The sequence below is a fragment of the Winogradskyella sp. Asnod2-B02-A genome, from assembly GCF_045063645.1.
Classification (GTDB): Bacteria; Bacteroidota; Bacteroidia; order Flavobacteriales; family Flavobacteriaceae; genus Winogradskyella.
Genome location: NZ_JBEFOG010000027.1, coordinates 413,844 through 440,441, shown reverse-complemented (window position 1 = coordinate 440,441; position 26,598 = coordinate 413,844). Strand labels below are relative to the sequence as shown.

29 protein-coding genes are annotated in these 26,598 nt (G+C 31.1%); all 29 read right to left on the bottom strand.

Annotated features, from left to right (window positions below):
* Position 1: 1 nt before the first annotated feature.
* The gene (locus ACJJVO_RS10055; RefSeq protein WP_405573554.1) at positions 2-1,555 is read right to left on the bottom strand and encodes a phytoene desaturase family protein; all 1,554 of its coding nucleotides are present in this window, start codon (positions 1,553-1,555) and stop codon (positions 2-4) included.
* A 26-nt stretch (positions 1,556-1,581) separates the two neighbouring features.
* The gene (locus ACJJVO_RS10050; protein WP_405573551.1) at positions 1,582-5,256 is read right to left on the bottom strand and encodes an MMPL family transporter; all 3,675 of its coding nucleotides are present in this window, start codon (positions 5,254-5,256) and stop codon (positions 1,582-1,584) included.
* A complete protein-coding gene (locus tag ACJJVO_RS10045) occupies positions 5,249-6,391 on the bottom strand; it encodes a DUF2062 domain-containing protein (protein ID WP_405573548.1) in 1,143 nt (380 codons plus the stop codon). The genes ACJJVO_RS10050 and ACJJVO_RS10045 overlap by 8 nt, the downstream gene beginning before the upstream one ends.
* A 77-nt stretch (positions 6,392-6,468) precedes the next feature.
* The gene (locus tag ACJJVO_RS10040; protein WP_405573545.1) at positions 6,469-6,963 is read right to left on the bottom strand and encodes a hypothetical protein; all 495 of its coding nucleotides are present in this window, start codon (positions 6,961-6,963) and stop codon (positions 6,469-6,471) included.
* Positions 6,964-6,970: 7 nt separating this feature from the next.
* Positions 6,971-7,342: a 3-hydroxyacyl-ACP dehydratase gene (locus ACJJVO_RS10035; RefSeq protein WP_405573542.1), complete on the bottom strand. Its 372-nt coding sequence runs from the start codon at positions 7,340-7,342 to the stop codon at positions 6,971-6,973.
* Entirely contained in the window at positions 7,342-7,923 is a 582-nt protein-coding gene (locus ACJJVO_RS10030) for a porin family protein (protein ID WP_405573539.1), read from the bottom strand. The genes ACJJVO_RS10035 and ACJJVO_RS10030 overlap by 1 nt, the downstream gene beginning before the upstream one ends.
* Positions 7,924-8,529 carry a hypothetical protein gene (locus tag ACJJVO_RS10025; RefSeq protein WP_405573536.1) on the bottom strand — a complete coding sequence of 202 codons (606 nt, stop codon included), beginning with the start codon at positions 8,527-8,529 and terminating at the stop codon, positions 7,924-7,926.
* Positions 8,510-9,127, bottom strand: coding sequence for a LolA family protein (locus ACJJVO_RS10020; protein ID WP_405573533.1), 618 nt, complete (start codon positions 9,125-9,127; stop codon positions 8,510-8,512). Before ACJJVO_RS10020 ends, ACJJVO_RS10025 begins: the two co-directional genes overlap by 20 nt.
* Positions 9,120-9,896: a polysaccharide deacetylase family protein gene (locus tag ACJJVO_RS10015; RefSeq protein ID WP_405573530.1), complete on the bottom strand. Its 777-nt coding sequence runs from the start codon at positions 9,894-9,896 to the stop codon at positions 9,120-9,122. Before ACJJVO_RS10015 ends, ACJJVO_RS10020 begins: the two co-directional genes overlap by 8 nt.
* Positions 9,890-10,954, bottom strand: coding sequence for a beta-ketoacyl synthase N-terminal-like domain-containing protein (locus ACJJVO_RS10010; RefSeq protein WP_405573527.1), 1,065 nt, complete (start codon positions 10,952-10,954; stop codon positions 9,890-9,892). Before ACJJVO_RS10010 ends, ACJJVO_RS10015 begins: the two co-directional genes overlap by 7 nt.
* A complete protein-coding gene (locus ACJJVO_RS10005) occupies positions 10,951-12,153 on the bottom strand; it encodes a beta-ketoacyl-[acyl-carrier-protein] synthase family protein (RefSeq protein WP_405573524.1) in 1,203 nt (400 codons plus the stop codon). Before ACJJVO_RS10005 ends, ACJJVO_RS10010 begins: the two co-directional genes overlap by 4 nt.
* 138 nt (positions 12,154-12,291) lie before the next feature.
* Positions 12,292-12,549, bottom strand: a complete 258-nt coding sequence (locus ACJJVO_RS10000; RefSeq protein ID WP_405573521.1) for a phosphopantetheine-binding protein — start codon at positions 12,547-12,549, stop codon at positions 12,292-12,294.
* Position 12,550: 1 nt separating this feature from the next.
* Positions 12,551-13,168 (bottom strand): 3-oxoacyl-ACP synthase, encoded by a 618-nt coding sequence (locus tag ACJJVO_RS09995; RefSeq protein ID WP_405573518.1) that lies wholly within the window; start codon positions 13,166-13,168, stop codon positions 12,551-12,553.
* A 6-nt stretch (positions 13,169-13,174) separates the two neighbouring features.
* Positions 13,175-14,236: a methyltransferase gene (locus ACJJVO_RS09990; RefSeq protein ID WP_405573515.1), complete on the bottom strand. Its 1,062-nt coding sequence runs from the start codon at positions 14,234-14,236 to the stop codon at positions 13,175-13,177.
* A 9-nt stretch (positions 14,237-14,245) separates the two neighbouring features.
* The gene (locus tag ACJJVO_RS09985) at positions 14,246-15,397 is read right to left on the bottom strand and encodes a beta-ketoacyl-[acyl-carrier-protein] synthase family protein (protein WP_405573513.1); all 1,152 of its coding nucleotides are present in this window, start codon (positions 15,395-15,397) and stop codon (positions 14,246-14,248) included.
* A complete protein-coding gene (locus ACJJVO_RS09980; RefSeq protein WP_405573511.1) occupies positions 15,390-15,845 on the bottom strand; it encodes an acyl-CoA thioesterase in 456 nt (151 codons plus the stop codon). Before ACJJVO_RS09980 ends, ACJJVO_RS09985 begins: the two co-directional genes overlap by 8 nt.
* Complete coding sequence (locus ACJJVO_RS09975; RefSeq protein WP_405573509.1) at positions 15,823-17,088, bottom strand: ABC transporter permease; 1,266 nt, start codon at positions 17,086-17,088, stop codon at positions 15,823-15,825. Before ACJJVO_RS09975 ends, ACJJVO_RS09980 begins: the two co-directional genes overlap by 23 nt.
* Positions 17,081-17,824: an ABC transporter ATP-binding protein gene (locus ACJJVO_RS09970; RefSeq protein WP_405573507.1), complete on the bottom strand. Its 744-nt coding sequence runs from the start codon at positions 17,822-17,824 to the stop codon at positions 17,081-17,083. The genes ACJJVO_RS09975 and ACJJVO_RS09970 overlap by 8 nt, the downstream gene beginning before the upstream one ends.
* A 9-nt stretch (positions 17,825-17,833) precedes the next feature.
* Positions 17,834-18,829, bottom strand: coding sequence for a BtrH N-terminal domain-containing protein (locus tag ACJJVO_RS09965; RefSeq protein ID WP_405573505.1), 996 nt, complete (start codon positions 18,827-18,829; stop codon positions 17,834-17,836).
* The gene (locus ACJJVO_RS09960; protein WP_405573502.1) at positions 18,819-19,226 is read right to left on the bottom strand and encodes a hypothetical protein; all 408 of its coding nucleotides are present in this window, start codon (positions 19,224-19,226) and stop codon (positions 18,819-18,821) included. Before ACJJVO_RS09960 ends, ACJJVO_RS09965 begins: the two co-directional genes overlap by 11 nt.
* An 89-nt stretch (positions 19,227-19,315) precedes the next feature.
* The gene (locus ACJJVO_RS09955; protein WP_405573500.1) at positions 19,316-19,771 is read right to left on the bottom strand and encodes an ABC transporter permease; all 456 of its coding nucleotides are present in this window, start codon (positions 19,769-19,771) and stop codon (positions 19,316-19,318) included.
* Complete coding sequence (locus ACJJVO_RS09950) at positions 19,771-20,202, bottom strand: hypothetical protein (RefSeq protein ID WP_405573498.1); 432 nt, start codon at positions 20,200-20,202, stop codon at positions 19,771-19,773. Before ACJJVO_RS09950 ends, ACJJVO_RS09955 begins: the two co-directional genes overlap by 1 nt.
* Position 20,203: 1 nt before the next feature.
* Positions 20,204-21,340 carry a beta-ketoacyl-ACP synthase III gene (locus ACJJVO_RS09945; protein WP_405573496.1) on the bottom strand — a complete coding sequence of 379 codons (1,137 nt, stop codon included), beginning with the start codon at positions 21,338-21,340 and terminating at the stop codon, positions 20,204-20,206.
* Between the two features lie 11 nt (positions 21,341-21,351).
* The gene (locus ACJJVO_RS09940; RefSeq protein ID WP_405573494.1) at positions 21,352-22,275 is read right to left on the bottom strand and encodes a dialkylrecorsinol condensing enzyme DarA; all 924 of its coding nucleotides are present in this window, start codon (positions 22,273-22,275) and stop codon (positions 21,352-21,354) included.
* A 1-nt stretch (position 22,276) separates the two neighbouring features.
* Complete coding sequence (locus ACJJVO_RS09935) at positions 22,277-23,161, bottom strand: lipid A biosynthesis acyltransferase (RefSeq protein WP_405573491.1); 885 nt, start codon at positions 23,159-23,161, stop codon at positions 22,277-22,279.
* Between the two features lie 16 nt (positions 23,162-23,177).
* Positions 23,178-23,420, bottom strand: coding sequence for a phosphopantetheine-binding protein (locus ACJJVO_RS09930; RefSeq protein ID WP_405573489.1), 243 nt, complete (start codon positions 23,418-23,420; stop codon positions 23,178-23,180).
* 7 nt (positions 23,421-23,427) lie between these two features.
* Complete coding sequence (locus ACJJVO_RS09925; protein ID WP_405573487.1) at positions 23,428-24,645, bottom strand: beta-ketoacyl-[acyl-carrier-protein] synthase family protein; 1,218 nt, start codon at positions 24,643-24,645, stop codon at positions 23,428-23,430.
* 12 nt (positions 24,646-24,657) lie between these two features.
* Entirely contained in the window at positions 24,658-25,410 is a 753-nt protein-coding gene (gene fabG, locus ACJJVO_RS09920; RefSeq protein WP_405573485.1) for a 3-oxoacyl-ACP reductase FabG, read from the bottom strand.
* A 15-nt stretch (positions 25,411-25,425) separates the two neighbouring features.
* Entirely contained in the window at positions 25,426-26,562 is a 1,137-nt protein-coding gene (locus ACJJVO_RS09915) for a WG repeat-containing protein (protein WP_405573483.1), read from the bottom strand.
* Between the last annotated feature and the right edge of the window lie 36 nt (positions 26,563-26,598).

Here is a 26,598-nt window from a genome sequence, read left to right as displayed (position 1 = left end):
ATTATTGAACCTTGTTTTCTGTGATTTCTTGTTCGTTATTGGCTTCTAAAACTTTATTTAAAAGATAATCTTTTCCTATAATTTCAGAACACGTCATCACAGCACCAATCGTAACTCCTAAAATGCCGTGCATGTTTAAGCTTTGACCTGTAAATAATAGGTTTTTAATTTTTGTTTTTGGAGATACATAAGATAACATAGGCCTATTAACATCTTTTACGTAACCGTACATTGAGCCTCTATTGCTGCCAATATAATCGCGATAAGATAATGGAGTAGAGGTATAGATTTCTTGAATACAATCTCTAATGTTTGGGAATTTTTTTTCTAATTCTACAATTAGTTTTTCGGCTTTTTCAGTTTTAAACTCCTCATAGGTTTGTCCTCTTTCATTTTTATTTGCTACCGTATTAAAAGTGTCTACCCAAGGCTTAACTTCATCATAATGCATATAGGTCATTACGGTCATATTATCACCATAATCGTCCATGTTTTTCTTAATAGCCATGGACACCATATAACCTTCAGGCCAACTTTCTTTAGTGTATTTGTGAACATCCCAAACCTTATCTGGATCTTTAAAGTGATAAAAGTTTTTGTTTTGGTACTTAAATGAATTTGGTTTTAAAACAATATATAAGCTAAAGGCTGCGATTGTACTTTCAATCTGATCAATTCTATTAGTGTAAGATTTTCTGAATTTATCTTTACCAACAAGATCTAAAGTTAGTTTTGGTTCTATGTTAGAGATAAACAAATCTCCTTTTATCTCTTTACCGTTGGCACAAATTGCCGAAGTAATTTTACCATCATCAAATCCAAAATTAACAACCTGATGATGCTTGTATGTTTCTCCTCCATGTGCTTTAAGCTTTTTTATTAAAGCTTTAGTGATTTGGCTACCTCCATTAACACATCTATAAGAACTTTCTATATAAGAATTAATGGTTAAAGCATGTACATAGAAAGGTGTACGTTCTCCATCGCCAGCATATAAGAAGTTTGTTCCTGCCAATACGGCTTGTAATTTTTTGTTTTCTGTAAGCGAATTTATATAAGGTTTTGCTTGTAGTTGAAATACTTCAGTATCATCGTAATAAGGTTTGCCTTGCTTTAAATTGTATAAAGGGAAACTACTACAAGTTTCTTGTAATTTTTCACAATAACTTACTATTGCAGATTCCTCCTCTGGAAATTGTTCAGTTAAAATTTCAATAAATTTTTTATAACTCTGAGCATGTTTGTATTCCGTAGGGTCATCATCGAAAGTGACAAGATCAAAACCGTCTTCGTCTAATTTTTTCAGAGTAATTTCATCTAAAATGTCAATGTATTTAAAGTATTGATATAGATTTTGCCCTTTGTCTAAACCTCCAATATAATGCACTCCCGTATCAAAAATGGTTTTATTTCTTACAAAGGTTTGTAAATTACCTCCATATTGATTGTTTTTTTCGAGTACACAAACGCTATAACCTTCTTTGGCTAGAATAATGGCAGACACTAAGCCACCTAATCCGCTTCCAACTATTACAACGTCATAATGTGATTTCATGTGTAGATATTTAATGTTTTTTGCTTTTATCGAACAAAAATAGCAAGATTTTCATTCTCTTGGATGGACTTAAACCCAATTTCAGCTATCATTTCAGAATACAAATTTCGACTTTCTTTCACTAAAATCACAAGATTAATGGTGTTATTCAAAATGTCTCTTATTTGTGCTTGAGATAAGTTGGCTAAGTTTAGAATTAATGTGTCTCCTGTGCTTTTTAAAGTTTCTTCTATAGTATCCTTAAAATTGATTTTATGATGCTTATTTGTTATAAAACTATTCTTAAGAATGACTCTAATACTAGAGTCTTCAATATAAGAAATTATTTTTCTATCAATAGAATTTAAGGAGAGTAAAAGATCTAATTGGCCATAATCTTTTGATAAATGAATGATTTCAGCTTTAGGATCAATTGCCCATAAAATCTTATTGTAAATCGCTTTATAAGTGTTAAAATCTTTTTTTACATCCTTGTACAAATCATCGCCTTTAAATCTATAGTCGTCTAATAGGATGTCTCTAAAGTAAATATCAGATTCTATTTCCTTACGCAATGCCATGAATTCATGCTTAAAATGCGCGCTAATGCTTTTTGTGCGTTGTTTATAGGTTTCACCATACGATTTGTCTTCAACAGTAATTCTGTCCATTATTTTTACAGTCAGATTTCCATTTCTTATAAGCGCACTGCCTTTTGGGTTTATTTCCGCATTACCATGAATAAGGACCGGAATAATATCTAAATTCAATTGTTCTGCTAAATAAAAAGCTCCTTTATGAAAGCGTTTCATTTTATTAGTAGTAGATCTTGTTCCTTCAGGAAAAACCATTAAAGTGTATCCTTGATTTACTTTTTCTTGTAAATGAGACACTCCTTTTTCTATACCACTAGAAACTGGGTAAAAGCCTGCTGCTCTAACCGCTTTACCAAAAACGGGAGAATTATAAACCCAATCGTTTACTAGAAATATAATTTTAGGATGAAGCATCCCAACGGCTAAAATGTCTAAAAACGAAGTGTGATTCGCAATAATTATAGCTGGTTTTTTAAACGTTTCATTGCTAAGATTTATAACCTTCTTTTTTAGCCAAGGATTAGAATAAAGTACGGATTTCATAAATAATGATACCACTTTATGAAACCATCTCATTTTTATTTTTTTACTTATTGGTATAATTTTTAATACCGTGGCACTAATCAGTGAAATTAAGAGACCTCCTGAACCAAAATAAGTAAACGAAAGTATAGAGTGTATTAATAGTCTTAATGATATTGGTCGTTTTGTTTTGCTACCAATAAATAGTTTGAATAGTAGCGGCTGAATAGTAAAAGCGATAATAACAGCGGATAAAATACCTATTAAACAGACCACAGATATTGAATATAACGCAGGATGCTTTGCAAAAATTAATACACCAACTCCCAAAATAGTTGTGATTACAGAGAGTAAAATAGACGTTTTGTGTGTGGCTAAAGATTTTTCACCTGTTGCGTATTCATGCAGTAATCCGTTGGTGATAAATATGCTGTAATCAATACCTAAACCAAAAATAAACGTTGAAATAATAATATTAAATATGTTGAATTCTAAATGGAATAGACCCATAATCCCAACGGTTAATAACCAAGTGAGACAAATTGGTATTCCTGTAACCAAGGTAAGCGATAGACTTTTGTAAAATAGTAACAGTAGAATGATTACTACAACTAATGAATAACCAATTAAGCTATTAAAATCAGTTTTTAAATGACCTAAAAAGGTTTCGTTCATTTGTTTTCTGTCTATAACAATAGTTTTTGGTTCATTTGTAAAAGCACTTACCACGGCATCTTCATCTTCAACTTTTACTAAAGTGGTAATTGTAGTGTAATTATCTTTTGTAGCAATATAATCATCAACAGAAAATGTATTAATAGCTTTATAGTCTTCAATTTCTATGGGTTTAAAGCTGGTATTTAATAGTGTATAGAAAGCTTTAAACGTTGTGGGTTTAAAACCTAAAGCAGTGCCACTTTCTATAATATTCTGTTTGGTGTTATTAATTGTGTTAGTGTCCCAAAAAGAGTTCCATTGATCAATTTGTTGGCTTTGTTGCTTTTTAGAGTGCACAAAAGTCCCAATGGAGCTGTAATTAATAAGTTTATTTTCAGCTTTTAATCTTTCAAGTTTTTCTAAAATTTGGTCATTCACTTCTAAGGTGCTTTCTTCAGTATTACCATAAGCAGCAATGTATATGGATTTTGATGTACTGTTGATGAGCTTGTCTAGGTGTAATTCAGCCATTTTTATATCCTCAGGCAGATAATTCATCTGACTTAAGTCCTTATTGAAAATGACATTATTATAAGTGAATAAACTGCCAATGAAAAGCACAAAAAGCGTAATGACAACCCATTTGTTTTTATGAATATTATAAGACGCAACCTTGTCTAATATTGTCTTTTTTTGAATTTTTTTAGATTGCTCATTATAAACTTGTGGTATAAAAAGCAAAGCGAAAAACGATGCTCCCATAACACTAATAGCCGCAAAAATGCCTAAATCTTGAAGGGCTTGTGAATTTATAAATAACAGACACAAAAATGCTAAAGCCGTTGTTGAGCTACTCATTAAAATGGGCTTTGCAATTTCTTTATATAAGTCTTTTACATTATTGTTACTTCTAATATGCGTGAGAATATGTAATGAATAATCTAAGGTTACACCAAGCAAAATTGAACCTATGCCTAATGAAATTGCCGATATTTTTTCTCTGATTAAAAAAAGAATCACAATAGCAATAAGTCCACCAAAAATGGTTGGGACAAATAAGATTATCGGAACCGTTAATTTTCTATAGAACACAATAAATATGAGGAGCAAAATGGTTAGTGCAATACTAATGGTAAGCTGAATATCACTTTTTATCTGTTTGGCATTTGCAACCGCTATTAGAGTGCCACCAAAATATTCGCTACTAACGCTATCTTTAAAACTGGCGTTTAGTTTGGCATTAATATCATATAAATGTTCAACAAAAACTGTGTTTTCGGAAGTTTCATTTGCTTCTAATGCAGGTGTAATAAATAATAAAATGTGTTTGTGGTCTTTACTAACCAAATAACCATTCTGTAAGCTAAAGTCGTCTCCAAAACTTAATTCTTGTAATTTTTTTAAAGCAATAAAAGATATTCCTAAAGGGTCTTTTAAAATGAAATCTTTAGCAATAAGGCCAGAAGGAGAGATTAACGTTTTGTAATTCTTTAAAGTTGTAGCATCAATACTATCTTTATTAATTTTATCAGCTAAAGTTTTATAATCGTTTTCATCTAAAAAAAGCGGGAGGTTTTTATAAATAAAATCTGCTGTTTCTTGAAGGTCTTCTGTATGTACTTGTCCCTGTATTTTTTTTATATATTGGCCAGAAGATGCATTTATGCTATCAATAAATTGCGATGCATAATTAGTTAAGTCATCAACAGAAGCATCATCTTCTTTAGTAATATTAACAATGATTTTATCTGTGAAATTAACGTTCTTTAGAACTTTTTGAAACTCAGCATTGTCCTCGTTTATTGGAATCAGTTTATTAATATCCTCTTCAAATTGAATTTTTGAAGCCACAAATAATAGACCAGCCAATAAGACTACCAGAATGGCCAGACCAAACCATTTTCTTGATTTAAAATATTGATATGTGTTAAAGTAGAAGTTATGCATTAGGGACACTTACTTTTTTCTTCTGAAAAATTAATAAAATAAAATAGCTAAAGATTCCTGCAATTAATGCGGATACTGCGGCTAATGCAAAGCTTCCAATGATATATGCTTTAAGATGCTTTAAAACTTCAAAATTAGTTGTTATTGTTGAGAGATTATAGGTTTCATTCTGACCTAAAATAGTATTGCCAAGTATAAAACTACCCAACACAATGAATGGTATAAAAGGAGGAAGACTCACATTTGAAAACGCAAATGCTATAGCTTTGTTTAAATTAAGAATTAGAGCTAAGGATAACACAATAATAGTGTGAAATCCCCAAAGTGGAGTAATACCAATAAAAACGCCTAAGGCAATAGATAATGCTTTCTTTTGAGGAGAATCATTACTGCCAATAACATCTTCAACTAGAAATCGTTTTATGCCTTTTTTTTTTAGTCTCCTGAATAAATTTCGTGGTTTAATGTAAAAAAGAGTTAGGATAACCAGCCAAGTATTTAAAATACTAATACGTGTAAAATCTTTAAATGGTCTAAAATGAGAAACACGTTCGGTTTCATCATATAATACTTGAATCGGAATGTTTTTTACTTCACTACCATTCCAGGCTGATTTTACAATAACTTCAATTTCAAATTCAAATTTATTAGTGTAAAAGTTGAGGTTTTTAAAGTGATGAATAGGGTAAAGTCTAAATCCAGATTGTGTGTCTTGTAATTTTATTCCCGTTTCTGCCCAAAACCAAAAGTTAGAAAACTTATTCCCAAAACTACTTTTCTTAGGGACACTTTCTTGAGTCATGTTTCGTGCTCCAATAAGTAAAAGATTTTTGTTTTCAGCTTGTTCTAATTCATTTATAAAAACAGAAATATCTTTAGGAAAGTGCTGACCGTCAGAATCTATAGTGATTACATATTTGTAGCCTAAGCTTTCTGCATGCTTAAAGCCTTGTCTAAGCGCTTTACCTTTGCCTTTGTTTTCTTCAAAATGAATTTGTTCAAGGGTGGAATAATCTTCTAGAATTTTTGCAGTAGAATCCGAAGACCCATCATTAACAACAATAAGGTGTTGCGTGTATTGCAAAACACCATCAATAACACGCTTTAAAGTACGCTCGTTATTGTACGTTGGCATTAACACACATACATTTAAATCTGTAATTTTTTGATGGATCAGTTGGTTGTTCACTTCATTGAAACCTTAAAGTATTATCATCTCGAAAATACTGATTTTTCTTCATCACTAAAAGATTTGGACTGTAAAATATAGTCTTTTATGTGATTTCTTAAATTGGTAGAACTGATATTTTTAAACTGTTTTAAGATAAATTGTTTATCTTCTTCAATATCTCCTTTATACTTTAGAATTTTTGGTGTGTTTTCTTGAATGCCTAATCTAATAAAACGAGCCTCTATGTTGCTAGGTGCCTTGTCTATAGCATATTCTATATAAGAAACACCTTCAATGAATAAGTCTTTTTTATCCTTTATTCTTTTTTCGTTTCTGGCTAATAAAGCTATTGCTGCACCCTTATAAGCAACTAAAGTTACATCATCGTCTTTAGATATATTATTTAGTAGTTTGTTAAATGCTTCAATTTTAGCGCTGTCTTGAGCCGCTTCTTTATAAGCATTTCTTACAGTGTTAACATCTATAGATAACACGGTGATACTTATTGCTAATATGAGAACATTTAATAACTTCATTTCTAAATTATTTCACTATAAAATTAGAGGTAGATTTTAAAGCTACAGTATTTTCAAATTTTGAAATGTTTTTAACTTTATAACCTTCTTCTGTTTCGATAATGTTAAGTTGTAATTCTAATTCAGGATTAATAAATGGATTAATTAATGCCATAAATTTAATATTGCTTGCAGATTGCATAAACAACTGCTTCTCAACAATTTTTTCAGTAATTTCTTTAATAATTTGCATCATGCAAACACCTGGCATTACAGGATTATCTGGAAAATGTCCCTGAAAAACAATATGGTCTTTGTTAATTGTAATTTTAGCTGTTACAGATGCATCCTGAACCGTTAAATCATCTAATTTGTATAAACCTTCAAGTGATGTGCTCATTAAAAATCGAATTTATAAGTGGCTCCTATTTGAAATACTTTGTTTAATATTAAATTATCGATATTAGTATCTTCTTCATATTCAGAGTTAACATTACCTCCAAAAATATCGATTAACCCAATGTTATATCGGGCTTCAATACCTAAGCCGAAAGGAAATTCATAACCTAAACCTCCAAAAAGTAAAAAATCGAAACCTTCTAAGTCGTCGTAATAATCATTAAAATTATCACTAACCTTAATATTTATAGAAGGACCGAGAATAAAGTTTAAGCCTATTTCTTTAAATGGTGAAAATTTATTGGCTAATGTTATACCTACATAGTTAATCTCGAATTGATGTCCAGAAAATTTTGACTCCGCTCCTTGTCTAGAATAGTTTAGTTCTGGTTGAAGCGTGTAAAAATCTGCTAATTTAATTGCTGCAAATGCACCAATATATATATCTGTTTTAGAATCGTGTTCAGTATTTGTGAAATTTGAAAAATTGGCTCCAGCTCTAACTCCTGGTCTAATGGTTACCTGTGAAAATACAGTTGTAGTTAATGTGATAAATGCTAATGTTAAAAATAAATTTTTCATTTAGTTAATTGATTTTAGATTGATGTTAAGCTTAATATTTGAATGTAATATTTTAATTTGGTTTGCAATAGTATCACTAATTTCTGAAAATAAAAAAGTAACTTTTTCTTTACCATTACCAACACGGACTATTTTGTCAAGTTGCTGTGTTTTAAAATAAAAATAAGTTTTACGGTCTATACTAGTTTCATGTACTAAGTTGTTTTTTAATGAATAAGATTTAATAATAGGCATTTCTTCTTCAACTAAAACTTTAAAATCCTTTTTTAGAATGTTTATTAAAATGGCTTTATCCATGGCTTCAATAATGAAGTTAACCTTAAATGTATCATCTACAAAGGAAAAGTCGAAAATTTTGTTCCCCATTTCTGTGGTAAATACGATGCGATGATTATGGTCTCCGAGCTTTTTAACAATAAAAATTCCACTGAAATTATTGTCGTAAACCGTGATATTGGCTTTGTAGACATAATCTTTGCTAGCATTTGAAAAATAAGAATTATGAAAGCTACTTGTTGTGCTTTGCTCTATTTGGAAATTTTGTTTCTTAGGATAAGAACCACAGGCCAAAAAAAACAAACAAAAACTACTCAGCAAATATCGCATCAGATAAAGAGGTATTTATTTTTCGGTTGTTAAAAATAATTTTAGTGTAATCCTCAGAGGGTTCTAACATTTTTAATTCTACAACATGGCCTTCATCATTAAATAAAATATGAAATGCCTTTATGTATTTTGAAAACTCCTCGTCTTTAGGACTAAAATGAACTTCACTATTTGATCCTTTCTTAAAATAGATAATGTCAAATTCATTATCATCAAACATATCTCCCTTAACACTGTTAATAATTAGAGAATTGAGTTGTTTAAACATTTTATTTGAACCTAAATCAACATCGCTTTTTTTACCTTCATCATTGATAAAAAGTTTATCATTTTTAAATAACACCGAATATTTAAAGGGAGTTGTGTATGCCCATTTAACAGTATTTGGTGATTTAAACGCGAGTTTACCCGATGTTACAATATCATTAGATAAAAAGTCTAAGTGTTTGTATTGTGTAAAGTCACTGACTAAGGTGTTTATGGTGATCGCGTGTGCTTTTACTTTTGCTTTTAAGGTAGCCGATTCTGAACTGCTCATTTTTGTTTGAGCATTAACAGTAATAACCATAAAAAATAAGATATAAACGATTTTACGCATAAGGTTCTATATTGAATAATGAATCTACGGTAACAGACTCCATATTATGTTCTTGTAAAAATAACAATAACCGTTCCAATACTGCAATTGATTTTAAACTTGTATCGTGAAGCAAAATTACATCGCCTTTAGAAAGATTTTTGGTGGTGCGATTAAATATGTTTTCTTGTGTTCTAAATGTGGTATCTAAAGAACGAACACTCCAACCAATAGATTGCATTTTTGTTGCTTTAACTGCCTTTTTTATTCTTGGGTTAGTAACGCCAAAAGCGGGTCTGTATAGTCTCATATTTAAACCCATACTATTTTTTACTAGGGCATTTGTCTTTTGTAATTCTTCAATTACTTGTTTCGTTTTAAAAAAACCAAAATTATTGTGATGCGAATAGGTATGATTACCAACAGTATGACCTTGTTCTATAATGTCATTAAATATATTAGGGTTTGCTTCAATATGTTTGCCTACGCAGAAAAAAGTAGCTTTAGCGTTGTACTTTTTTAATAGTTTTAATGCTTTTGGCGTAAATTCTGGATGTGGTCCATCATCGAAAGTAATAGCGACTACATTTTTTTTAACGGATTTGTTAGATAGAAGTGATTTAAAATGGTAATTCCATTTAATTAAAAAAGATCCAAATAAAGTAACTAAAAACCAAACAGTGGGTAAAATTATTAATAACCATAGCGATAATTTGTAGAAGTAGCTCGCTATTAAAAAAACAAGTAAAATAATTACTGTAATTATATTTACGGTTTTATACTTTAGCATTTACTTAGTAAGGTGAAACTATGATTTTCTCCACGATATTGATTGTAAAGTAAGATAGTTTTAAAATTGGAATCTTGCAAATTGTTAATTTTTGCAATTTCTGGAAGTGTCTGAGTTTTCAGAATTTTGGAAGCTAACCACACTCCAAATGAAGATGCCGTCATAAACTCACCACATAAATGTTTATAATAAACTTGTTGTGTGTTTTGAAATATACCAGAACTTAATTCATTATAAAAACCATCAAAATTCACATCACCATTGTTTCCTAATACTATAATATCTATCTCATCAATAACAATATCATTTTCTAATAAGAAAGTCTTGGCAAGTTCTGTTATTGTTGATTCACCTAATGTATTATAAGTGTTAATAGCATCAATTTTAGCATAACTAGACGTTGCTTTTTCATTTGATAATACAAAGAAATTTGCGCCTTCACTAAAAATAGAACCTTTCGTTTTAGAATTTAATAATTCTGAACTTGATGTTTTTTCTGCCTTTATATGGTTGATTATTTGGTGTAGCTTAGCTGTATAATCTCCAATTTCATCAACGCCACCAACTAAAATAGTATTGGCTTCGTTGTTTTCTAACATTAATTTGGCATCGAGAACGGTAGATTCAAACGATATACTTGAATGTACATAAGTAAAGTTGTAGCCTTTACATTGTAGGTTTAGAGCAATTTGACCTCCAACGGTATTGTGTGTAGATTGAATAAAAGATGTTGGTGTTAAAAACTGCTCATCATTATCAATTAGGTTACCTAAAAATTTTTCAGAATCTCTTAGACAACCCATTCCGGTGCCTGTAATAATAGCGTCTACGGCTTCTATACCTGCATCTTTTAATGCTATTTTAGAAGCTGCAACTCCCATTTTAATACCTTTTGCCATTCGTCTAGATTCGGCAGGTGCTATAAATTCTTTGTAGTTAGGGTTTACAGCTAGAATTATGTTTTCTTCATGATTAATAATCTCATCTAAAAACTCAGAATTATCAAAAGTTTTTTGTGATGAGATAGAACAAACACTATTTATATATACCGTTTTCATTGTTTTTTTGAAAAAATAATGGTTGAACAATTCCCTCCAAAACCAAAAGAGTTAGACATAATAGTTTGTAGTTCCTTTTCTTTTAGTTCCAATTGTGGAGTGAGATTAAATTCCTTCATTTGAGTTTTAAAATTCAAATTAGGATAGATCACATTATTTTGAAGCGCTAAAACTGAATAAACGGCTTCAATAGCTCCTGCGGCAGCAAGTGTATGTCCTGTGTATGCTTTTGTTGAACTAAAATCTGGAACATCATTTTTAAATACTCTTAATATAGCACGTCCTTCAGATAAATCATTATTTCCGGTTGCTGTTCCATGTGCATTAATGTAACTAATGTCTTTTGGTGATAACTCAGCAACTTTTAATGCTTGTTGCATGGCTAAAGTTGCTCCATCTCCATTTTCTGAAGAAGCCGTTTGATGGTATGCATCATTGGCATTTCCATAGCCTTTTACATAGGCCAAAACAGGTTTGTTTTCAGTTTCAACTATTTTATCAGATTCTAAAACCAAATAGGCAGCAGCTTCACCTAAATTCAGACCTTTTCTATGTTCATCAAATGGTGAATTGTAAGTGTCTGATAAAATCATTAAGGTTTTAAAACCGTTAATTGTAAATTTTGATAAGCAATCTGCTCCGCCAACAATTACTCTGTCTAGCTGACCGGATTTAATTAATCTGGCTCCAAGCATTATGGCATTTGCAGCAGAGGAACAAGCGGTACTTATTGTAGTAACTAAGCTTTGTTCTATACCTAATTGTTCAGCTATCTTTTGAGTAGAATCTCCAGCATGATGGCCTTCAATATACTTTTGAGTAGACTTATCTACAGCATAATCGTAATAGTAAGCTTCGGTTTTATCCATACCACCAACACTAGTGGCAGAAATTAAACCTGTTTTACAATTGTTTATATTAGAAATTCCAGCATTTTTAACAGCTTCTTTAGCCGCAATTGCACCTAGAAATGCTGTGCGAGAGTAATTATTATCTACGGAAAGTCCTAGTTGTTCCTCAAATTCTTGATTGGTAAACCCAATTTCACCAACCATAATACTATCCTTATGATTGGTTTTTATTTTTGAAATTTTAGAAATTCCAGTTTTCCCTGTTACAAGTGATGCGTAATTTCCTTCTACATTGTTTCCAATAGCAGAAATAATTCCCATTCCTGTAATAGCGACACCTTTACTCATTTTTGATTATTCCTTAGAATATAGATTTTTTAATGCTTTAGATAACGGTTAATAATCCATAACCATTTGGTAGTTTCTATGAATTTTTGACTGTCTTTTTAGGAACAGTTATAGAAATTTTTGGTTTAATAAACGTTGTTACTTTGTTCTGTGTTCAGAAATGTATTTAGCTAAGACTTCGATAGATTCAAAAATAGCACGCCCTTCTTTTGGGTCTGATAATTTTATACCATAATTTTTATCTAGCATTACAATTAATTCTAATGCATCAATAGAATCTAAACCTAAGCCATCTCCAAATAATATGTCATTATCATTAATATCTTCTACAGCTATATCTTCAAGGTTTAATTGCTCTACGATATTTTCTTTTAGCTCTTGTTTTAAACTCTCCATATTATGTATTATAAAATTTTATTATATTCTCTTTGTTATGTTTTATTGTTCCTGTTTTTGTCACCAAATATAAATAGGCATCATACTGATCTCCATCTAAATCTACCCAGCCACAAAGCACTTTTTCTGTTTTACCTGCTGATAATAAGCTATTAGAATAGTCTAATAAATGTTGCGCATTAAAGTTGTCAAATATAAAAAAACTATTTTCAGAAAACAGCTTGTACTTAATACTAATTTCTCCGATACAAATATTTGGTAGTGTGTAGACAAAAATTGCAGGACTAGGATAGTAATCCTCTTTGCTGTCAATTGACTTTTGGTGCTTTCTATCTGTGTCTAAACTCGATGCTTTGTTAGAAAACACAATGGCAATGTCATTTTCTATATCTCCATTTAAATTTTGGCTTTTTAATAAAACATCCGCAGCTAAAAAGGCAAGTTTACTTAAAGCATCCATTTTAAAAAACTTGGGATATTTTGTATCAAGAAATTTATAGGCTGCTTTTATAAAATCTGAAAATTCATTATTATCATCGCTGTATACCTGAGAACCATTTAAGGAAATCGTATTATTTTTAATGTTGCAAAAAGCAGATATATAATATTCAGAATTCATTTTTTGTTACTTTTTTTTACAAGATAATATGGTGTGGTATTCGCCAACACTTATATCTTCTTTAAGAACAAGACCTGCTTTATCAATTAATTTTAAAAATACTTCTGCAGGATACATTTTACTATTTCCATTTGCCATTACTGTGAAATAAATAGATGTCGCTTCTAAGATAAATTTCGCATTATCAAATCTTTGACGGTCTGTAAAAGTCTCCATAATTAACAATTCGGTTTCATCTGTCATAGATTTCACACAAGTTGTTAATATCTTAAGAATTTCATCTTCAGAAAAGCAATCTAAAAATTGACACATCCAAATGGTGTCTGCTCCAGTTGGTATAGAAGGATTGTCCTTTAACCAATCTATTTCATAACCAGAAACTCTATTTTCAAAGCCTTCTTTTTTTACATTGGCTAGTGCAACGTTTAATTGACCAGGTAAATCAATTATTTTTATAGCTACTTCATCGTTATACTTGCATGAGCTTATGGCAAATTTCCCTGTGTTACCGCCAATATCAAATATGGTTTTTGGTTGACTTCTAAAAACGATTTTTTGAGCTTCGGTAAAAACTGCGTCAGAATAATGATGATCAAACTCAAACCAAGATTTTTGAACTTCTGGAGTGAGCTGTGATAAACCTTCATATATCGTATCCCAATTTCCAAGTTCTTTTAGACCTTCTGGTTTACCTGTTTTTATAGATTCATCTAAATGAAATAAGCCTTTATAACAAACTTCATTTGTGAAATTGATATTTACGTTTACGGTTTCATTGTAATTTAAAAAATAACCAGTGGTAGTTAATTCAAATTTACCAGAAGCATCTTTACTTACTATGTTAGAGCTTTCGGCTATTTCTAATAAAACACCAATGCCATATGTGCTAAGTGATAATTCTTTTGAAATTTCATCTATCGTAATTCCTCCTTTTTTTCTTCTGTCAAAAATTAAGCTAAAAATGCCTAGCTTTCTTAATGATATTGTAGCTTGAAAAACAAAAGGTGCACAAGCAATTTTTTGTGCTTCTTGGATAGCATCAATGGCTTTTAATGAATTATTCTCCATAATTAAATTTTATACGTTATTTACTTTTTTAAATATTGCCGCCAAATTACTACCACCAAATCCAGAGGCTGTTTTAAGGAAAATATTCATTGATTTTTTTGTTGTTTGTGTTATGACATTTATGGGTTGCGAAACTCCTAATTCTTCAAATCCTAAAGAGGTATATAAAGTATTATTAAAGAGCGAATGCATCCCAACAATGGTTTCTAATAAACCAGAAGCACCGAGTGTATGACCAAAATAGCCTTTTAAACTATTTAAAGGCTTGTCATTAATGCCTAATCTACTAAAGGCAATGGCTTCCATCTCATCATTAAATGGTGTTGCTGTGCCATGAGCAGAAATATAATCAATGCTGTCAAGAGAAATTTGAGCTTCTTTTGCGGCTGATTTAATACTTCTAAATAGTCCTTCACCTGTTCTGGAAGGTCCTGAAATGTGATTTGCATCATTACAAGAACCGGCTCCTAATATGATAACTGCTTCTTTTGCTAAGTTTTGTTTGTTATTAGTGACTAAGACGCTTGCAGCAACTTCTCCAATATTAATTCCAGTACGATTTTTACAATAAGGTTTACAAGGTTGACTGCTTAATGCTTGAAATGAATTAAAGCCAGATAAAATAAATTCGGTTACAATGTCTCCACTAACAATAAACACATCGTCGTAAACTCCTTGATCTATGTATCGTTTTGCCATTGCTACGGCTAATACACCAGAAACACATGCGTTAGATACAACGATAGGATCGTTTTTAACATTAAAAAAATCTTTTATCACATGACCTAAAACACTTAAGTAGGCACGTTCTTTTGGGAATTTACTGTTTTTGTCTAAAGCATCTATATTTCCTTTTGTGGTTGAAATAATTAGACCTACTCTTTTTGTTAATGGAATTTTAGAAGTTTCAATAACGTTATTTAAAGACGTTATCATCATATGTTCTAATCTCGTAAAATCACCTTCTGGTTTTAAGTTAGCGAAGCTGTCTTTTAGTGTTTTTTCATCTATAAGCGATGAGAAAAATGGTTGAGAGAATCTAGCTTTGTCTTCAATTAGTTGAAGTCCTGAAACTTCATTGTGAATACTATTCACAACAGTTTCACTATCAAATCCAAGCGACGAAACTATGTTATTATATGAGAGGTAAGCTTCAGTCATCAACAAGTCCCACTTTTTGTTTCCATTCCTTAAAGAACTCAGGAATGGTTAAAGATAATTCTCCTTGACCAATCTGGTCTACAAAAACTTGTACTGTTTCACCTGTACAAACGAGTAGATCATCTTGATTGTAAATTTCATATCTAAAAATCATTTTAGCTGCGCGACTATCTACATAAATAGTTTTTATAGTAGCCACATCACCATATCGTAGAGGTAATTTGTGTTCACTAGATGATTTTACAATTGGAGTGGCATAGCCAAAGTCTTTTTGATTTAAATATGCAATTTTATGATGTCTGCCAAAAGCTTCTCTACCATCTTCAAAATATTGAATATAGTTTCCGTGCCAAACAATACCTAAGGGATCCGTTTCTACAAACCGAACTCTTACCTTGCTGATAAAACTAATTTCTTTTTTTGTTTTAGACTGCATTTTTCTTTTCATTATAGACAACAGCAATTAAAGTTGTGATGATAAAAAACAAAAATAACAATGTTATCTCTGGTACAATCTCTAATAGACTAGAATTTCTTAAAAAAACATCATAAAAGGCGTTTAGTCCCCAATTCATTGGTGAGATGTTAGATAGTGTTTGCATAAATTGTGGCATTATAAACACAGGTACCCAAACACCTCCTAAAGCAGCTAGAATGACCACAAAAGTAGCTCCAAATGGTGCTGACTGTTCTTGTGTTTTTGCTAACGTACCAAGTAATAAGCCTAATCCTATTGCTGCTAAGCCTGCAAAAAATGCGACAACAAATAACAGTGGTAATTTGCCAGTGACGTTAAGTGTTGGTAAACCTATTGCAGGAAATAAATAGACTCCTATAAGCAACATCATAACAAATTGAATTAAGCAGACAGCCAAATAGATTACCGTTTTACCACCAAGTACAGTTAAATATGATACAGGATTTGTTCTTAATCTTACAAAAGTACCTTGGCTCTTTTCCTTTACAATGTTTATGGAAAGTGGTACTATAATGAAAAATATAGCAAATAGCGTCCATGCAGGTACATTGTGTTGTACAGAATTTGGTATTATAAATTCATCATCCTTTTTAGGTAATATTTCGGTAAAGCTTATAAAATTTTCTGTTTCAAAAATAGCTTCAGAAGGATCGTCAGTTATTTGCTTTTGAAATGCATTATAAATGGATTGTGTTTCAATTTTTGAAATCATTTTATCAATCTCATTTTTTACCGAGCTTTTAAAAGAGATTTGCGTCGCTGGATCAAAGTACAATTTAACTTCTTTTGCACTAAAGCTTTCTTTTTGAGAGGTTTCTTCTTCGTCTAAACCAAATTTACTCAATATGTCTTCGACATTTTGGTTGATTTTTTGCTCTAAATCTGAAGATAAATCTTTAGGAATTATAATTGCTAATTGATTTTTGCCTTTAAAAACAAGGGTTTTAGCCTCTTCTTCTTTTTCAATATTAATAACCTCAAATACGTTAGACTCATCTAATCCTTTTTTTATAGTTTCAGAAACAGAGCCTTTATCATTATCTACTAAAAGGATTGGTATTTTGGTTTCAGAAACTGTTTTAAAAGTGCTGTCTTGTATTAAAGTAATAGTAACAATTAACACCAAAGGCATTATAAATAATATGGCAATACCACCAATATCTCTGGTGAGTAATAAAAACTCTTTATGTGCTGATGCTAGTAATTTATGCATGATCTCTTAAAGCGCTTCCCGTTATTGCTAAAAATACATCTTCGAGATTATTAGCGTTCGGTTGGTTATTAATTAAGTCTTTTGGACTGCCTTGGGTAACTATTTTTCCATGATCTATTATTGCTACTTTAGTACAAAAAGATTCGGCTTCATTTAAATGATGTGACGTATATATGATGGTAGTTCCTTTTGTGTTAAGTTCTTTTAAATAGTTTATAATTACATTTTTAGATTGCACATCAACACCTACACTTGGTTCGTCTAAAAACAACACTTTTGGATCATGGAGGATACTTGCAATTAAATTAATTCTACGTTTCATTCCTCCAGAAAAGGTATCTATTTTCTTATGTGAAAATTGAGATAGTCCTAGTGTTTCTAAAGCGGCATTGATTTTCGTTTTTAATTCGGTTCCCTTTAAACCATACATGCTACCAAAATACGCAAGGTTTTCAAAAGCAGTTAAAGTTGGGTATAAAGCATATTCTTGAGGTACAATACCAATAAGTTGTTTTAATTGGTTTTTGTTTTTCTTATAAGTAAGTCCATCAATACTAAATGAGCCAGAAGTTGGTTTTATTAAAGAACATAATAATGAGATTATCGTTGTTTTTCCTGCTCCATTAGGTCCTAATAATCCAAGAATTTCCTCTTTAGAAATACTTAAATCTAAATCAGTTACAGAAAAAAAATCTGCACCTTTATATTTTTTAGATAATTGATTGATTTCTATCATGTGAAATTATTAAATAGCCTTTTTTAATTTTTTAAAGAAGATTTCTTCTTTATCTGCAATAATATCTAGTTGAGATGCTACTTTATTATAAGCATCTGTTTTTGCGCTTCTGTTTTTATAAATTCTAGAAGCTTCTAATGCGAAATCTCTCCATAAATCACCAATTTCGGTCATTTCTTTAGATAATTCAGCTAAGGTATTATTATCAAGTATTTTACTAGATTCTTGTAAAAATGCTGCGTAAATATACCTAAAACCTCCACCACCTGTGCCTATTTCTTCTTGCATTCTTACAATTTGACCTAAGTAGTGATTGGCAACTTTAACTCCTTTTCTTTTTGGCCATTTACGTATGAGTTTCGCAGTATACCTTATGCCTTTAATTCCAACAATTGGAACAGGTGCAAGCATATCTCTACAAGTGTTTTTTATGCCTTTAACAATGGCTGTTTTAATATCTAGTTCTTGTGGAAAATCTATAGGGTAATACATATGGCCATTTGGAGCAAAAGCGCCTTTAGCAAAACGAACCTTTTCTAATTCTTTTGTTGTAAGTGTAGTCACTGTCTCCATAACAGGATCACTAATTAAATAGTTGTCGTTTTCTTTACCATACACAATTAAGTTATGAGCATTAAAATGAAAACGGTATTCATCAGGGAAATACGTTAAGTTATAAACACCAACTTGTAAGCCAACAGGATTGTTTTTTTCTAAATTTTCATCTAATCGATCCTTAGCTTGTTGAGGGTTTTTAAATTTTTCTTTTTTAATTTTTATGCCTGTACGTTTAGCAAAACGTTTAAAAATTTGACCAGGCATAACCCTATAAGTTATAGCAGGAGCATGATTTACTTTTAAAAAAGGAATATGACAAAATAATAAACCAGATCCTATTCCAAAAACCATTGGTTCACTCACTTTAAAGCCGTTGTGCTTCATTAAATTAGAAACAACACCATTTTCACAATGAGCTGTTTGGTGGTGAGTAAAATTAATTTCCATAATTAATATCCTTTAATTGGTCTATTGAAATATCAAAAACACTAGCGTATTTCGCTAAAGTTTTTTCAGAAAGTTTATTGAATTTTTTTAATTTAAAATGATTCTTTACTTGCCATTGAAATTTGCCTACATAACTCGCTAAAATACCAATATCCATTTTATGACACTCCATGTAATATTCAATAGGACTAGTTTCACCATTTAAAACCCTTTCTTTAGCATTATTAATACGTTCATTAATTTCTTGAAGTGCATTATCTAAAGCAATTGTTTTAGGATCCCAACCCGTACTTTTTATTGTGGTATATTCTCCTTTTTCATCCACAGCATAACAAAGTTCTTTAATGTTGTCTTTTTCTAAACCACCGTCATCTTGAGGAACATCATTTTTTTTCATGTTTATTCGTATTGTTTAAATTGCAATGTGAGTGCATTTAAATAATTGCTTTAGGATATTAAGTCTTTTAAAATGCTAGTTGTATTAAACTATTTTAAATCCTTAATAACCAAATTAAGTTCACAAGATAACAATAGGTTAGTAGATTCAAAAATATGACACTCTAAAGAGCACAGACTATAGCTTTCTGTATCTAACCTTGAAGTTAATTTGGCATTCGATATTATGGTGCTTCCCACCTTAGGACAAGAAAATGCTGTTATTTTTTTAATGGCACTTATAAAACCGATTAATTTAGCTCCTTTACCCTCTGTATCATCATCATCAAAATAGCTTTTGCCTACAATAGATGAACACGTTTGTGCTGCATTTTCAACCAATCCCATTTCGCTAAAATAATTGTTTTCAACAAAGAGATTATTTGCCTCGATTTTGAATGATGCTGACACCTCTTCATCAGTGAGAATTAGAATTTTGTCTAATAATAAAAACGGAGGACGATGCGGTAAAAAATTTGATATATCAATTTTGTTAAGGTCCATCATTATTTGGCAATAACAGTTTTCATTGTACTTGTAGCAATCTTCTCTTTATTAGAATTAAAAATAGTTATTTCTACTAAAGTAACTCCCATAAATTCTTGTAAAATATGAGCTTCAGTATGTATTGTTTCATCTAATGCTGGGAGCGTTAAAATTTGAACTTCTTTAATAGAACCTATGTAGCCTGTTGGTGCAGGTTGTCCTTTTAAAAAGTAGTCGTATCCTGTATGCAGTGCTACAGTTTGTGCCATGTTTTCTATTAATCCAGACTCAGATAAGGTGTGGTTTTTTAAGAAAATATTGCTGTCAGAAATTTTAAACGAAGATGCTATTTGTGTATCCGAAAAACCTAATAGCGCATCTACCATTACAAATGGTGATTTTTGCGGTATTAAATTTTCGATAGTGGTAATAGGTGTATCTAGTAAAATCATATTAACAAACGGTTAAATGAGCGTAAGCGTATGAGAATCTGCCACTTTCTGGTACAGATAACATTATTTTATCCCCTTTTTTTAATCGTCCAGAGTTCATTAATTCTTCAAGCATTAAATAGATGGAAGCAGACCCAACATTACCAACTTTACTTAAATTTGTGAACCAACTGCTTTCAGGAACTTTTAGTCCTTTTTCTTTAATTCTGTTTTTTAATTTTTCTGCAAAATATTGAGACGATATATGAGGTAAGAAATAATCGATATCCGCAGAGTCTTTAGAATGTTTTGCAAAGACCATTTCCATACTTTCTACACCTTTATTAATAACATGCTCTTCTAAAATCTTAACATCTTGTTTTATAGAAAAGATAGAATCTTCTAACCATTCTTTAGAGCTATATTCTGTCCAAGATTTTATAGAACCATCTTCAAGCTTCTCTCCGCCAGAATACATACAAGTTTCTAATTCGTGAGCAAAAGAATAGGCTTCCATCCAATCGATTTTTAAAGATAGGCCTGTTTTATTTTTTTTGTCTTCAAGCAGCATTGCACCAGCACCATCAGATAACATCCAACGTAAAAAATCTTTTTTAAATGCTATTATAGGGAGTTTTTCTAATTTTGAAAGTGATTCTGATTCTTCTTCAAATTTATCTGCCAAAAGTCTTGTTGAAACCCTTTCAGAACCTGTACAAACAGCATTGTTAGAATTTCCAGCTTTTATGGATAAATATCCAAATTTCATAGAACTCATACCTGCACAGCAAATACCTGAAGCTGAGTTTATTTCTAAATTTTTATTAGCTAATAAGCCATGTACCATAGCAGCATGAGATGGTAATAATTGATCTGGTGTAGATGTGCCACAGCATAGAAGTTCCATATCGTTTTCTGTAAACGATTGATCAAATAATTTTGAAATGGCCTCTTGTGTTAATTTTGCATTAGAATGAGTGAATTCTCCATTCTTATTAATCGCATAGTATCGTTGCTTTATGCCGTTGTTTCTTAATACAATGCGTCTTGCCTTAGAAGGTTTATCGTTAATTTGACCCAAAATCGTCTCCATTTCATCATTACTAATGGGATCATTAGGTAAAATTTTTGATATTCTAGTTATATAAACGTCCTTCATTGTTGCCCCTTCTATTTAATTTCTACTGATGAATAATACTTTTTATCCCTTTTTATTTTTCCGTATAAAGGTATATATGTCAACAAAAATAGAATAAAAACCAACGGAGCAATAATCCAAATGGCAAATAATAAATAATAGTTAAACATTTTTAGCCAAACGGTTCGCTTTTCGCTATTTGCATCGCCTTTAGAATAAATAAGTTTAGCCCATTTATCAAACAAAATATTAGCACGTTGGTCCGCTAAAACTAAAAAAGATTTGATAACAACTGCCTTTTCTTTTAAGAGGTTGTTTTGAATAGTATCTAGGTTGTTATTAGATATATGATCTAATATAATATCACCGAATTTTGAAGATTCGTCTATGTCTTTTTGAGATACTCCTGGTTTAGGAAAAACACCTAAGTAGCGTTCTTTTTTTCCTGTAAACATCCATTGCACAATAGTGATAACGCTAATGTGATTTATGTGCCTGTCTACTAAAGCAATGTTACCAATGAGTTTAGCATTACAGTTTTTTAGTAAGTTTTTAACTTTCTCTTGCGCCATAATCCACATATTTCTGCAGCCAATTACCGTTATTACAGGTGTGTTAGCTAATAGTTTTTTAGCACCAGGTGATTTTAAAAATGATGTGGTTGGTATTGAGGGGCTTAAGTACCATACTGGATAGCCAAATAATATTAAATCGAATTTTTGATTTAAAATTTGCTCTGGTATTGATTGTACTTTAGATGGAATTTGTAAAAATGACTCAGGAAACACATTAAAAAAATCTTTCTTTTTCCATGGAAAAGGGAAAGGTGTTTCCATTTTTATTTCATAATGAACAACATTAATATCCTCGTTAGTACTTAGAGGCCTTGCTATATTATTCATTATTTCTGTAAGTTGACCAGATTGAGAATAATGTATCACTAGAATGTTCTTCATCTTATTTTTTATTAGCATTCCAAAAGTCAAAATAATTAAACCATTGCAAAGGATATTTTTTAAGCATCCATTCTAAGCTTTGGGTATAATCTTTTAGTAGTGCGTTGGCATCTCTGTTTTTTACTGTAGATGTTCTAGCGTAAAGATGGTAGTGCTTTCTAGACTCTTTGAGAACATAAACAAATAAAACAGGTACTTGTAGTCGAGATCCAATTAAAAATGGTCCAGCAGGAAACTTAGCTTCTTTGCCTAACAACTCGTGAGTTAAATATTTAGAATCCTTAATGTATCTATCTCCTGTTATGCACACAATTTCATTTCTTGTTAATGCTGCATTAATTTCAAAGATGTGAGAAAGATCTTCTTTAATTAATATGATTTTTATGTTAGATTTTTTAACAACGGTATCAAGATAGTTTTTGATGGCTGTATGTTCAACATCAGTGGTAAGTAAACTTATAAAATCTCTTTCTTCTAATTCACCAAAAAAGTGCTCGGCAATTTCAAAATTACCTAAATGCGCACTAATTAAAATTCCTCCTTTTTTTTGCTTTAGGACTTCTTTAATTTGGTCAACACCATCATAATCATAAGTGAATTTAGATTTTAAGCCGGAAGAAATTGCAATTTTATCTATAATAGTTTGTCCAAAAACGAAATAACTTTTATAGATGCTGATAATGCTTTTAAATCTAGAGTATTGTAGTCTTTTACGGAAATAGTAATAAGCCGATGTGGTACTGTCTTTTGCGAAAAAACAGAAATAAGCTGCTACAAAATATAACACAAAATAGGCTGAGGGTAACCCTAGTTTTTTGATACAAAATATAAATATTTTATAACCTAAAACTGTACCTCTGGACTTTCCTTTCCATTCAGCAGCCATAAATATTTAAGTAAAATTATTTAAGTTTATTTTCGATAAGGTTATAGAAATCTTCAAGCAATACAATACCTACAAAATCTTCTCCTACTAATTTAATTCCAAAATTAGATTCGACAGAGACAACAAGATCAACAAAATCTAAACTATCAAGATCAAGCGTGTCTTTTAGGTTAGCTTCAGGAGAAATGTCTTCAGATTCAACTTCAAATTCATCTATAAGAAAGTTGTTTATTTTTTCAATAATAACTTCTTTATCCATCTTTATTCTATATTTTTTTGATTATTAATGCTGAATTTGTTCCTCCAAATCCAAAAGAATTCGACAAAAATACATCAATTTTTTTATCTAGTGTTTTACTTACTAAATTTAATTTAGCAGCGTCCTCATCTGGTTGATCTAAATTAATATTTGGTGCAATAAAATCATTTTGCATCATTAGCATAGAATAAATGACTTCACTCGCGCCAGCCATCCAACACTCATGGCCAGTCATAGATTTTGTAGAACTTACATAGGGTCCGTTTTCACCAAATACATTGTATATTGCTTTAGCCTCGTTAGCATCTCCGACAGGAGTTGAGGTTGCATGAGCATTGACATAATCAATAGTACTACTTTCTATATTTGCTTGTTTAATAGCTTTTAGCATTGCTCTTGATGGTCCATCAACATTTGGTGTAGATATATGATCTCCATTAGAAGAAAAGCCATAGCCAATAATTTCGGCCAAAATAGGTGCTCCTCTTTTAATAGCAGATTCGTAACTCTCAACGACTAAAGTTGCTCCACCACCACTTGGTACTAAACCATCTCTGTTTTTATCAAAAGGACGTGAAGCTTTTTCTGGTTGATCTGTATTCATAGCAAACACACCTAAACCATCAAAACTACCCATTGCGAACTTATTTATTTCTTGAGCACCTCCACAAATAATACAATCTTGTAATCCGCTTTTAATAAGTTGGTAAGCCATGCCAATTGCATGAGATCCACTTGCGCATGCAGCACTTATTGTAAAGTTGACACCTTTTAATTTGAAAATTGTTGAAAGATTCATGGTCACTGTAGAATTCATAGCTTGAAATATAGCGCCTGAACCAACTAACGCTGAGTCTTTTTTCTCTCTAATGGTATCTATAGAGTTAATAACAGCTTTTGCTGTACTGTCATTGCCATAGAGAATACCTACTTCATTTGCATCTAAAAAATCTTGAGTGATTTTGGCGTTTTTTAAAGCTTCAACGGTAGCTACGTAAGCGTAAGTGCCTTCTTCGCCTAAGCTTATTCTTTGTCTTCTAGTAAGTTGTGATTTTAAGTTAGGAGCTTCAACCATGCCTGTTAAAGGAGAGCGATATCCAAAAGGGATTCTTTCTTCGTCAATAACAATTCCAGACTTACCATTGTACAAAGAATCCTTTACTTCATCTAAATTTTTACCTATACAAGAATAGATACCCATACCAGTTATTACAACTCTTCCCATTTTCAACTTTATTTAAGAGTAAAGCCCTCCATTAATGTTTATAACTTCTCCTGTTATATAAGAGGCTTTTTTAGAGGCTAGAAAAGATACTAAATGGGCTACTTCTTCTGGATTTCCAAAACGATTTGCAGGTACCATTTTCTTTAATTCTTTTTCATCCAAATCACCAGTCATATCCGTTTTAATAAATCCTGGTGCAACTGCATTTACAGTAATATTACGTTTGGCAATTTCTTGAGCTAATGCTTTAGTTGCACCAATTACAGCACCTTTTGCAGCTGAGTAATTGGTTTGACCTGGTGTGCCTTTTAAGCCAGAAAGCGAAACCATATTAATGATTCGTCCGTATTTTTGAACGAGTAATTTTTGAATTAAGTGATTAGTGACGTTAAAGAAACCATTAAGACTTGTATTTATTACATTGTTCCAATCGTCTTGAGTCATCCACATAAACAATCCGTCTTTTGTAATGCCTGCGTTATTAACAATGACTTCAATGATGGCATTTTTATTATGCTCTAACCAATTATCTAAAGTGGATTTTACGTCTTCATTATTAACCACATTAAACTGAAGTATTTCGCCAGTTCCTCCAGCTTCTTTTACAGCTTCTAAAGTATCTAAAGCTGCTTGTTTATTACTTTGATAATTAATTAAGATATGATAATCAGAATCTTTTGCTAATTGTATACAAATTGATCTACCAATACCTCTAGAACCTCCTGTTACTAGAGCGCACTTGGTTACCTGTTCTTTTTCGTTCATTTATATTATGCTAATTTATTGTGCGGTGTTTACAAAAAGTTCAACGTTTTGATACCATTTTCCTCCTAATGGATTCCCGTCAGTATCTAAAAAACCCCATTCTTTACCTTTTTTTACACGCGCTAATCCATTGTGGAATCCTTTTATTGAGTTTTTACTAAAAATAGATAGACCTCCTGCTGTAATGACGTATTCTGCAGCTATAACAGTTTTACCTGTTTTGTCTATAAAACCCCAAAGTTTCTTTTCTTTTACAGGAGCTAAACCGCTTTCTGAAAATGTTTCAGCATCTCGGAAGATAAAATCGATTACCTTTTCTCCTTTTTCATTAATATATCCCCAAAGCTTATCATTAGTAACAGGGGCTAAGCCATTTTTAAAGGCTCTAACCTTTTTAAAAGTAGGTTGAATTATCCATTCTCCTTTATTATTAACAAATCCTACTTTTTTATTGCTGCGTGCATAAGTTAGGTCAGAATCGTCTGTAAAGTCCCAAATTTTATCAGCTCCACTAATGATGTTAAATTCGTTATTGGTTATAACTCCAAAGGAATCTCCTTTTCTAGCTCCAACACCTTTACTGTTATAATCTCCAATCTCACTATATTCTAAAGGAATGAATACGTCTCCTTTTTTGTTAATCATTCCCCAATTATCTCCATTTCTTACTCTAGCGTAGCCGTTACTGAAAGGTTTAATAACATCGTAAGTAGGTTCTAATATAAGTTTACCATCGGTTCCTAAAAGACCATATTTTTTATTGCTTCTATAAAATGCGACTCCACCGTCAAAATCATAGTATTTTTCATGCACAGGAGTTTTTAAAATTTCTCCTGAAGCATCTATATAATTCCATTGGTCATTTTTAAGCACTAATACAAAACCAGAGTTAAAGTCTTTTATTTTATCATATTCTGGTTGAAGTACCCATTCTCCAGAAGTATCAATAAGTCCCCATTTATCTCCTTGAAGAACTGCTGCATATTTTCCGGAAAAACTTGATGCTTTTTGAAACTGCGGTTTAATGGCATATTCTCCAGTAGTATTGATATAGCCAAATAAATCATTGTCCCTAACCAATGCTAATTCTTGTGCATTAATAGAAAAAATAGTTTGTAAAAATACGAGTAGAAATAAGTGTTTAGTTTTCATGTGTTTATATTTTTTTACCATTTATCACCTATAAAA

Bases quoted from the DNA above. Each gene is read 5' to 3' on its own strand.
- ACJJVO_RS10055 (WP_405573554.1), bottom strand. From the start codon at position 1,555: ATGAAATCACATTATGACGTTGTAATAGTTGGAAGCGGATTAGGTGGC.
- ACJJVO_RS10050 (WP_405573551.1), bottom strand. From the start codon at position 5,256: ATGCATAACTTCTACTTTAACACATATCAATATTTTAAATCAAGAAAA.
- ACJJVO_RS10045 (WP_405573548.1), bottom strand. From the start codon at position 6,391: ATGCCAACGTACAATAACGAGCGTACTTTAAAGCGTGTTATTGATGGT.
- ACJJVO_RS10040 (WP_405573545.1), bottom strand. From the start codon at position 6,963: ATGAAGTTATTAAATGTTCTCATATTAGCAATAAGTATCACCGTGTTA.
- ACJJVO_RS10035 (WP_405573542.1), bottom strand. From the start codon at position 7,342: ATGAGCACATCACTTGAAGGTTTATACAAATTAGATGATTTAACGGTT.
- ACJJVO_RS10030 (WP_405573539.1), bottom strand. From the start codon at position 7,923: ATGAAAAATTTATTTTTAACATTAGCATTTATCACATTAACTACAACT.
- ACJJVO_RS10025 (WP_405573536.1), bottom strand. From the start codon at position 8,529: ATGCGATATTTGCTGAGTAGTTTTTGTTTGTTTTTTTTGGCCTGTGGT.
- ACJJVO_RS10020 (WP_405573533.1), bottom strand. From the start codon at position 9,127: ATGCGTAAAATCGTTTATATCTTATTTTTTATGGTTATTACTGTTAAT.
- ACJJVO_RS10015 (WP_405573530.1), bottom strand. From the start codon at position 9,896: ATGCTAAAGTATAAAACCGTAAATATAATTACAGTAATTATTTTACTT.
- ACJJVO_RS10010 (WP_405573527.1), bottom strand. From the start codon at position 10,954: ATGAAAACGGTATATATAAATAGTGTTTGTTCTATCTCATCACAAAAA.
- ACJJVO_RS10005 (WP_405573524.1), bottom strand. From the start codon at position 12,153: ATGAGTAAAGGTGTCGCTATTACAGGAATGGGAATTATTTCTGCTATT.
- ACJJVO_RS10000 (WP_405573521.1), bottom strand. From the start codon at position 12,549: ATGGAGAGTTTAAAACAAGAGCTAAAAGAAAATATCGTAGAGCAATTA.
- ACJJVO_RS09995 (WP_405573518.1), bottom strand. From the start codon at position 13,168: ATGAATTCTGAATATTATATATCTGCTTTTTGCAACATTAAAAATAAT.
- ACJJVO_RS09990 (WP_405573515.1), bottom strand. From the start codon at position 14,236: ATGGAGAATAATTCATTAAAAGCCATTGATGCTATCCAAGAAGCACAA.
- ACJJVO_RS09985 (WP_405573513.1), bottom strand. From the start codon at position 15,397: ATGACTGAAGCTTACCTCTCATATAATAACATAGTTTCGTCGCTTGGA.
- ACJJVO_RS09980 (WP_405573511.1), bottom strand. From the start codon at position 15,845: ATGAAAAGAAAAATGCAGTCTAAAACAAAAAAAGAAATTAGTTTTATC.
- ACJJVO_RS09975 (WP_405573509.1), bottom strand. From the start codon at position 17,088: ATGCATAAATTACTAGCATCAGCACATAAAGAGTTTTTATTACTCACC.
- ACJJVO_RS09970 (WP_405573507.1), bottom strand. From the start codon at position 17,824: ATGATAGAAATCAATCAATTATCTAAAAAATATAAAGGTGCAGATTTT.
- ACJJVO_RS09965 (WP_405573505.1), bottom strand. From the start codon at position 18,829: ATGGAAATTAATTTTACTCACCACCAAACAGCTCATTGTGAAAATGGT.
- ACJJVO_RS09960 (WP_405573502.1), bottom strand. From the start codon at position 19,226: ATGAAAAAAAATGATGTTCCTCAAGATGACGGTGGTTTAGAAAAAGAC.
- ACJJVO_RS09955 (WP_405573500.1), bottom strand. From the start codon at position 19,771: ATGATGGACCTTAACAAAATTGATATATCAAATTTTTTACCGCATCGT.
- ACJJVO_RS09950 (WP_405573498.1), bottom strand. From the start codon at position 20,202: ATGATTTTACTAGATACACCTATTACCACTATCGAAAATTTAATACCG.
- ACJJVO_RS09945 (WP_405573496.1), bottom strand. From the start codon at position 21,340: ATGAAGGACGTTTATATAACTAGAATATCAAAAATTTTACCTAATGAT.
- ACJJVO_RS09940 (WP_405573494.1), bottom strand. From the start codon at position 22,275: ATGAAGAACATTCTAGTGATACATTATTCTCAATCTGGTCAACTTACA.
- ACJJVO_RS09935 (WP_405573491.1), bottom strand. From the start codon at position 23,161: ATGGCTGCTGAATGGAAAGGAAAGTCCAGAGGTACAGTTTTAGGTTAT.
- ACJJVO_RS09930 (WP_405573489.1), bottom strand. From the start codon at position 23,420: ATGGATAAAGAAGTTATTATTGAAAAAATAAACAACTTTCTTATAGAT.
- ACJJVO_RS09925 (WP_405573487.1), bottom strand. From the start codon at position 24,645: ATGGGAAGAGTTGTAATAACTGGTATGGGTATCTATTCTTGTATAGGT.
- fabG (WP_405573485.1), bottom strand. From the start codon at position 25,410: ATGAACGAAAAAGAACAGGTAACCAAGTGCGCTCTAGTAACAGGAGGT.
- ACJJVO_RS09915 (WP_405573483.1), bottom strand. From the start codon at position 26,562: ATGAAAACTAAACACTTATTTCTACTCGTATTTTTACAAACTATTTTT.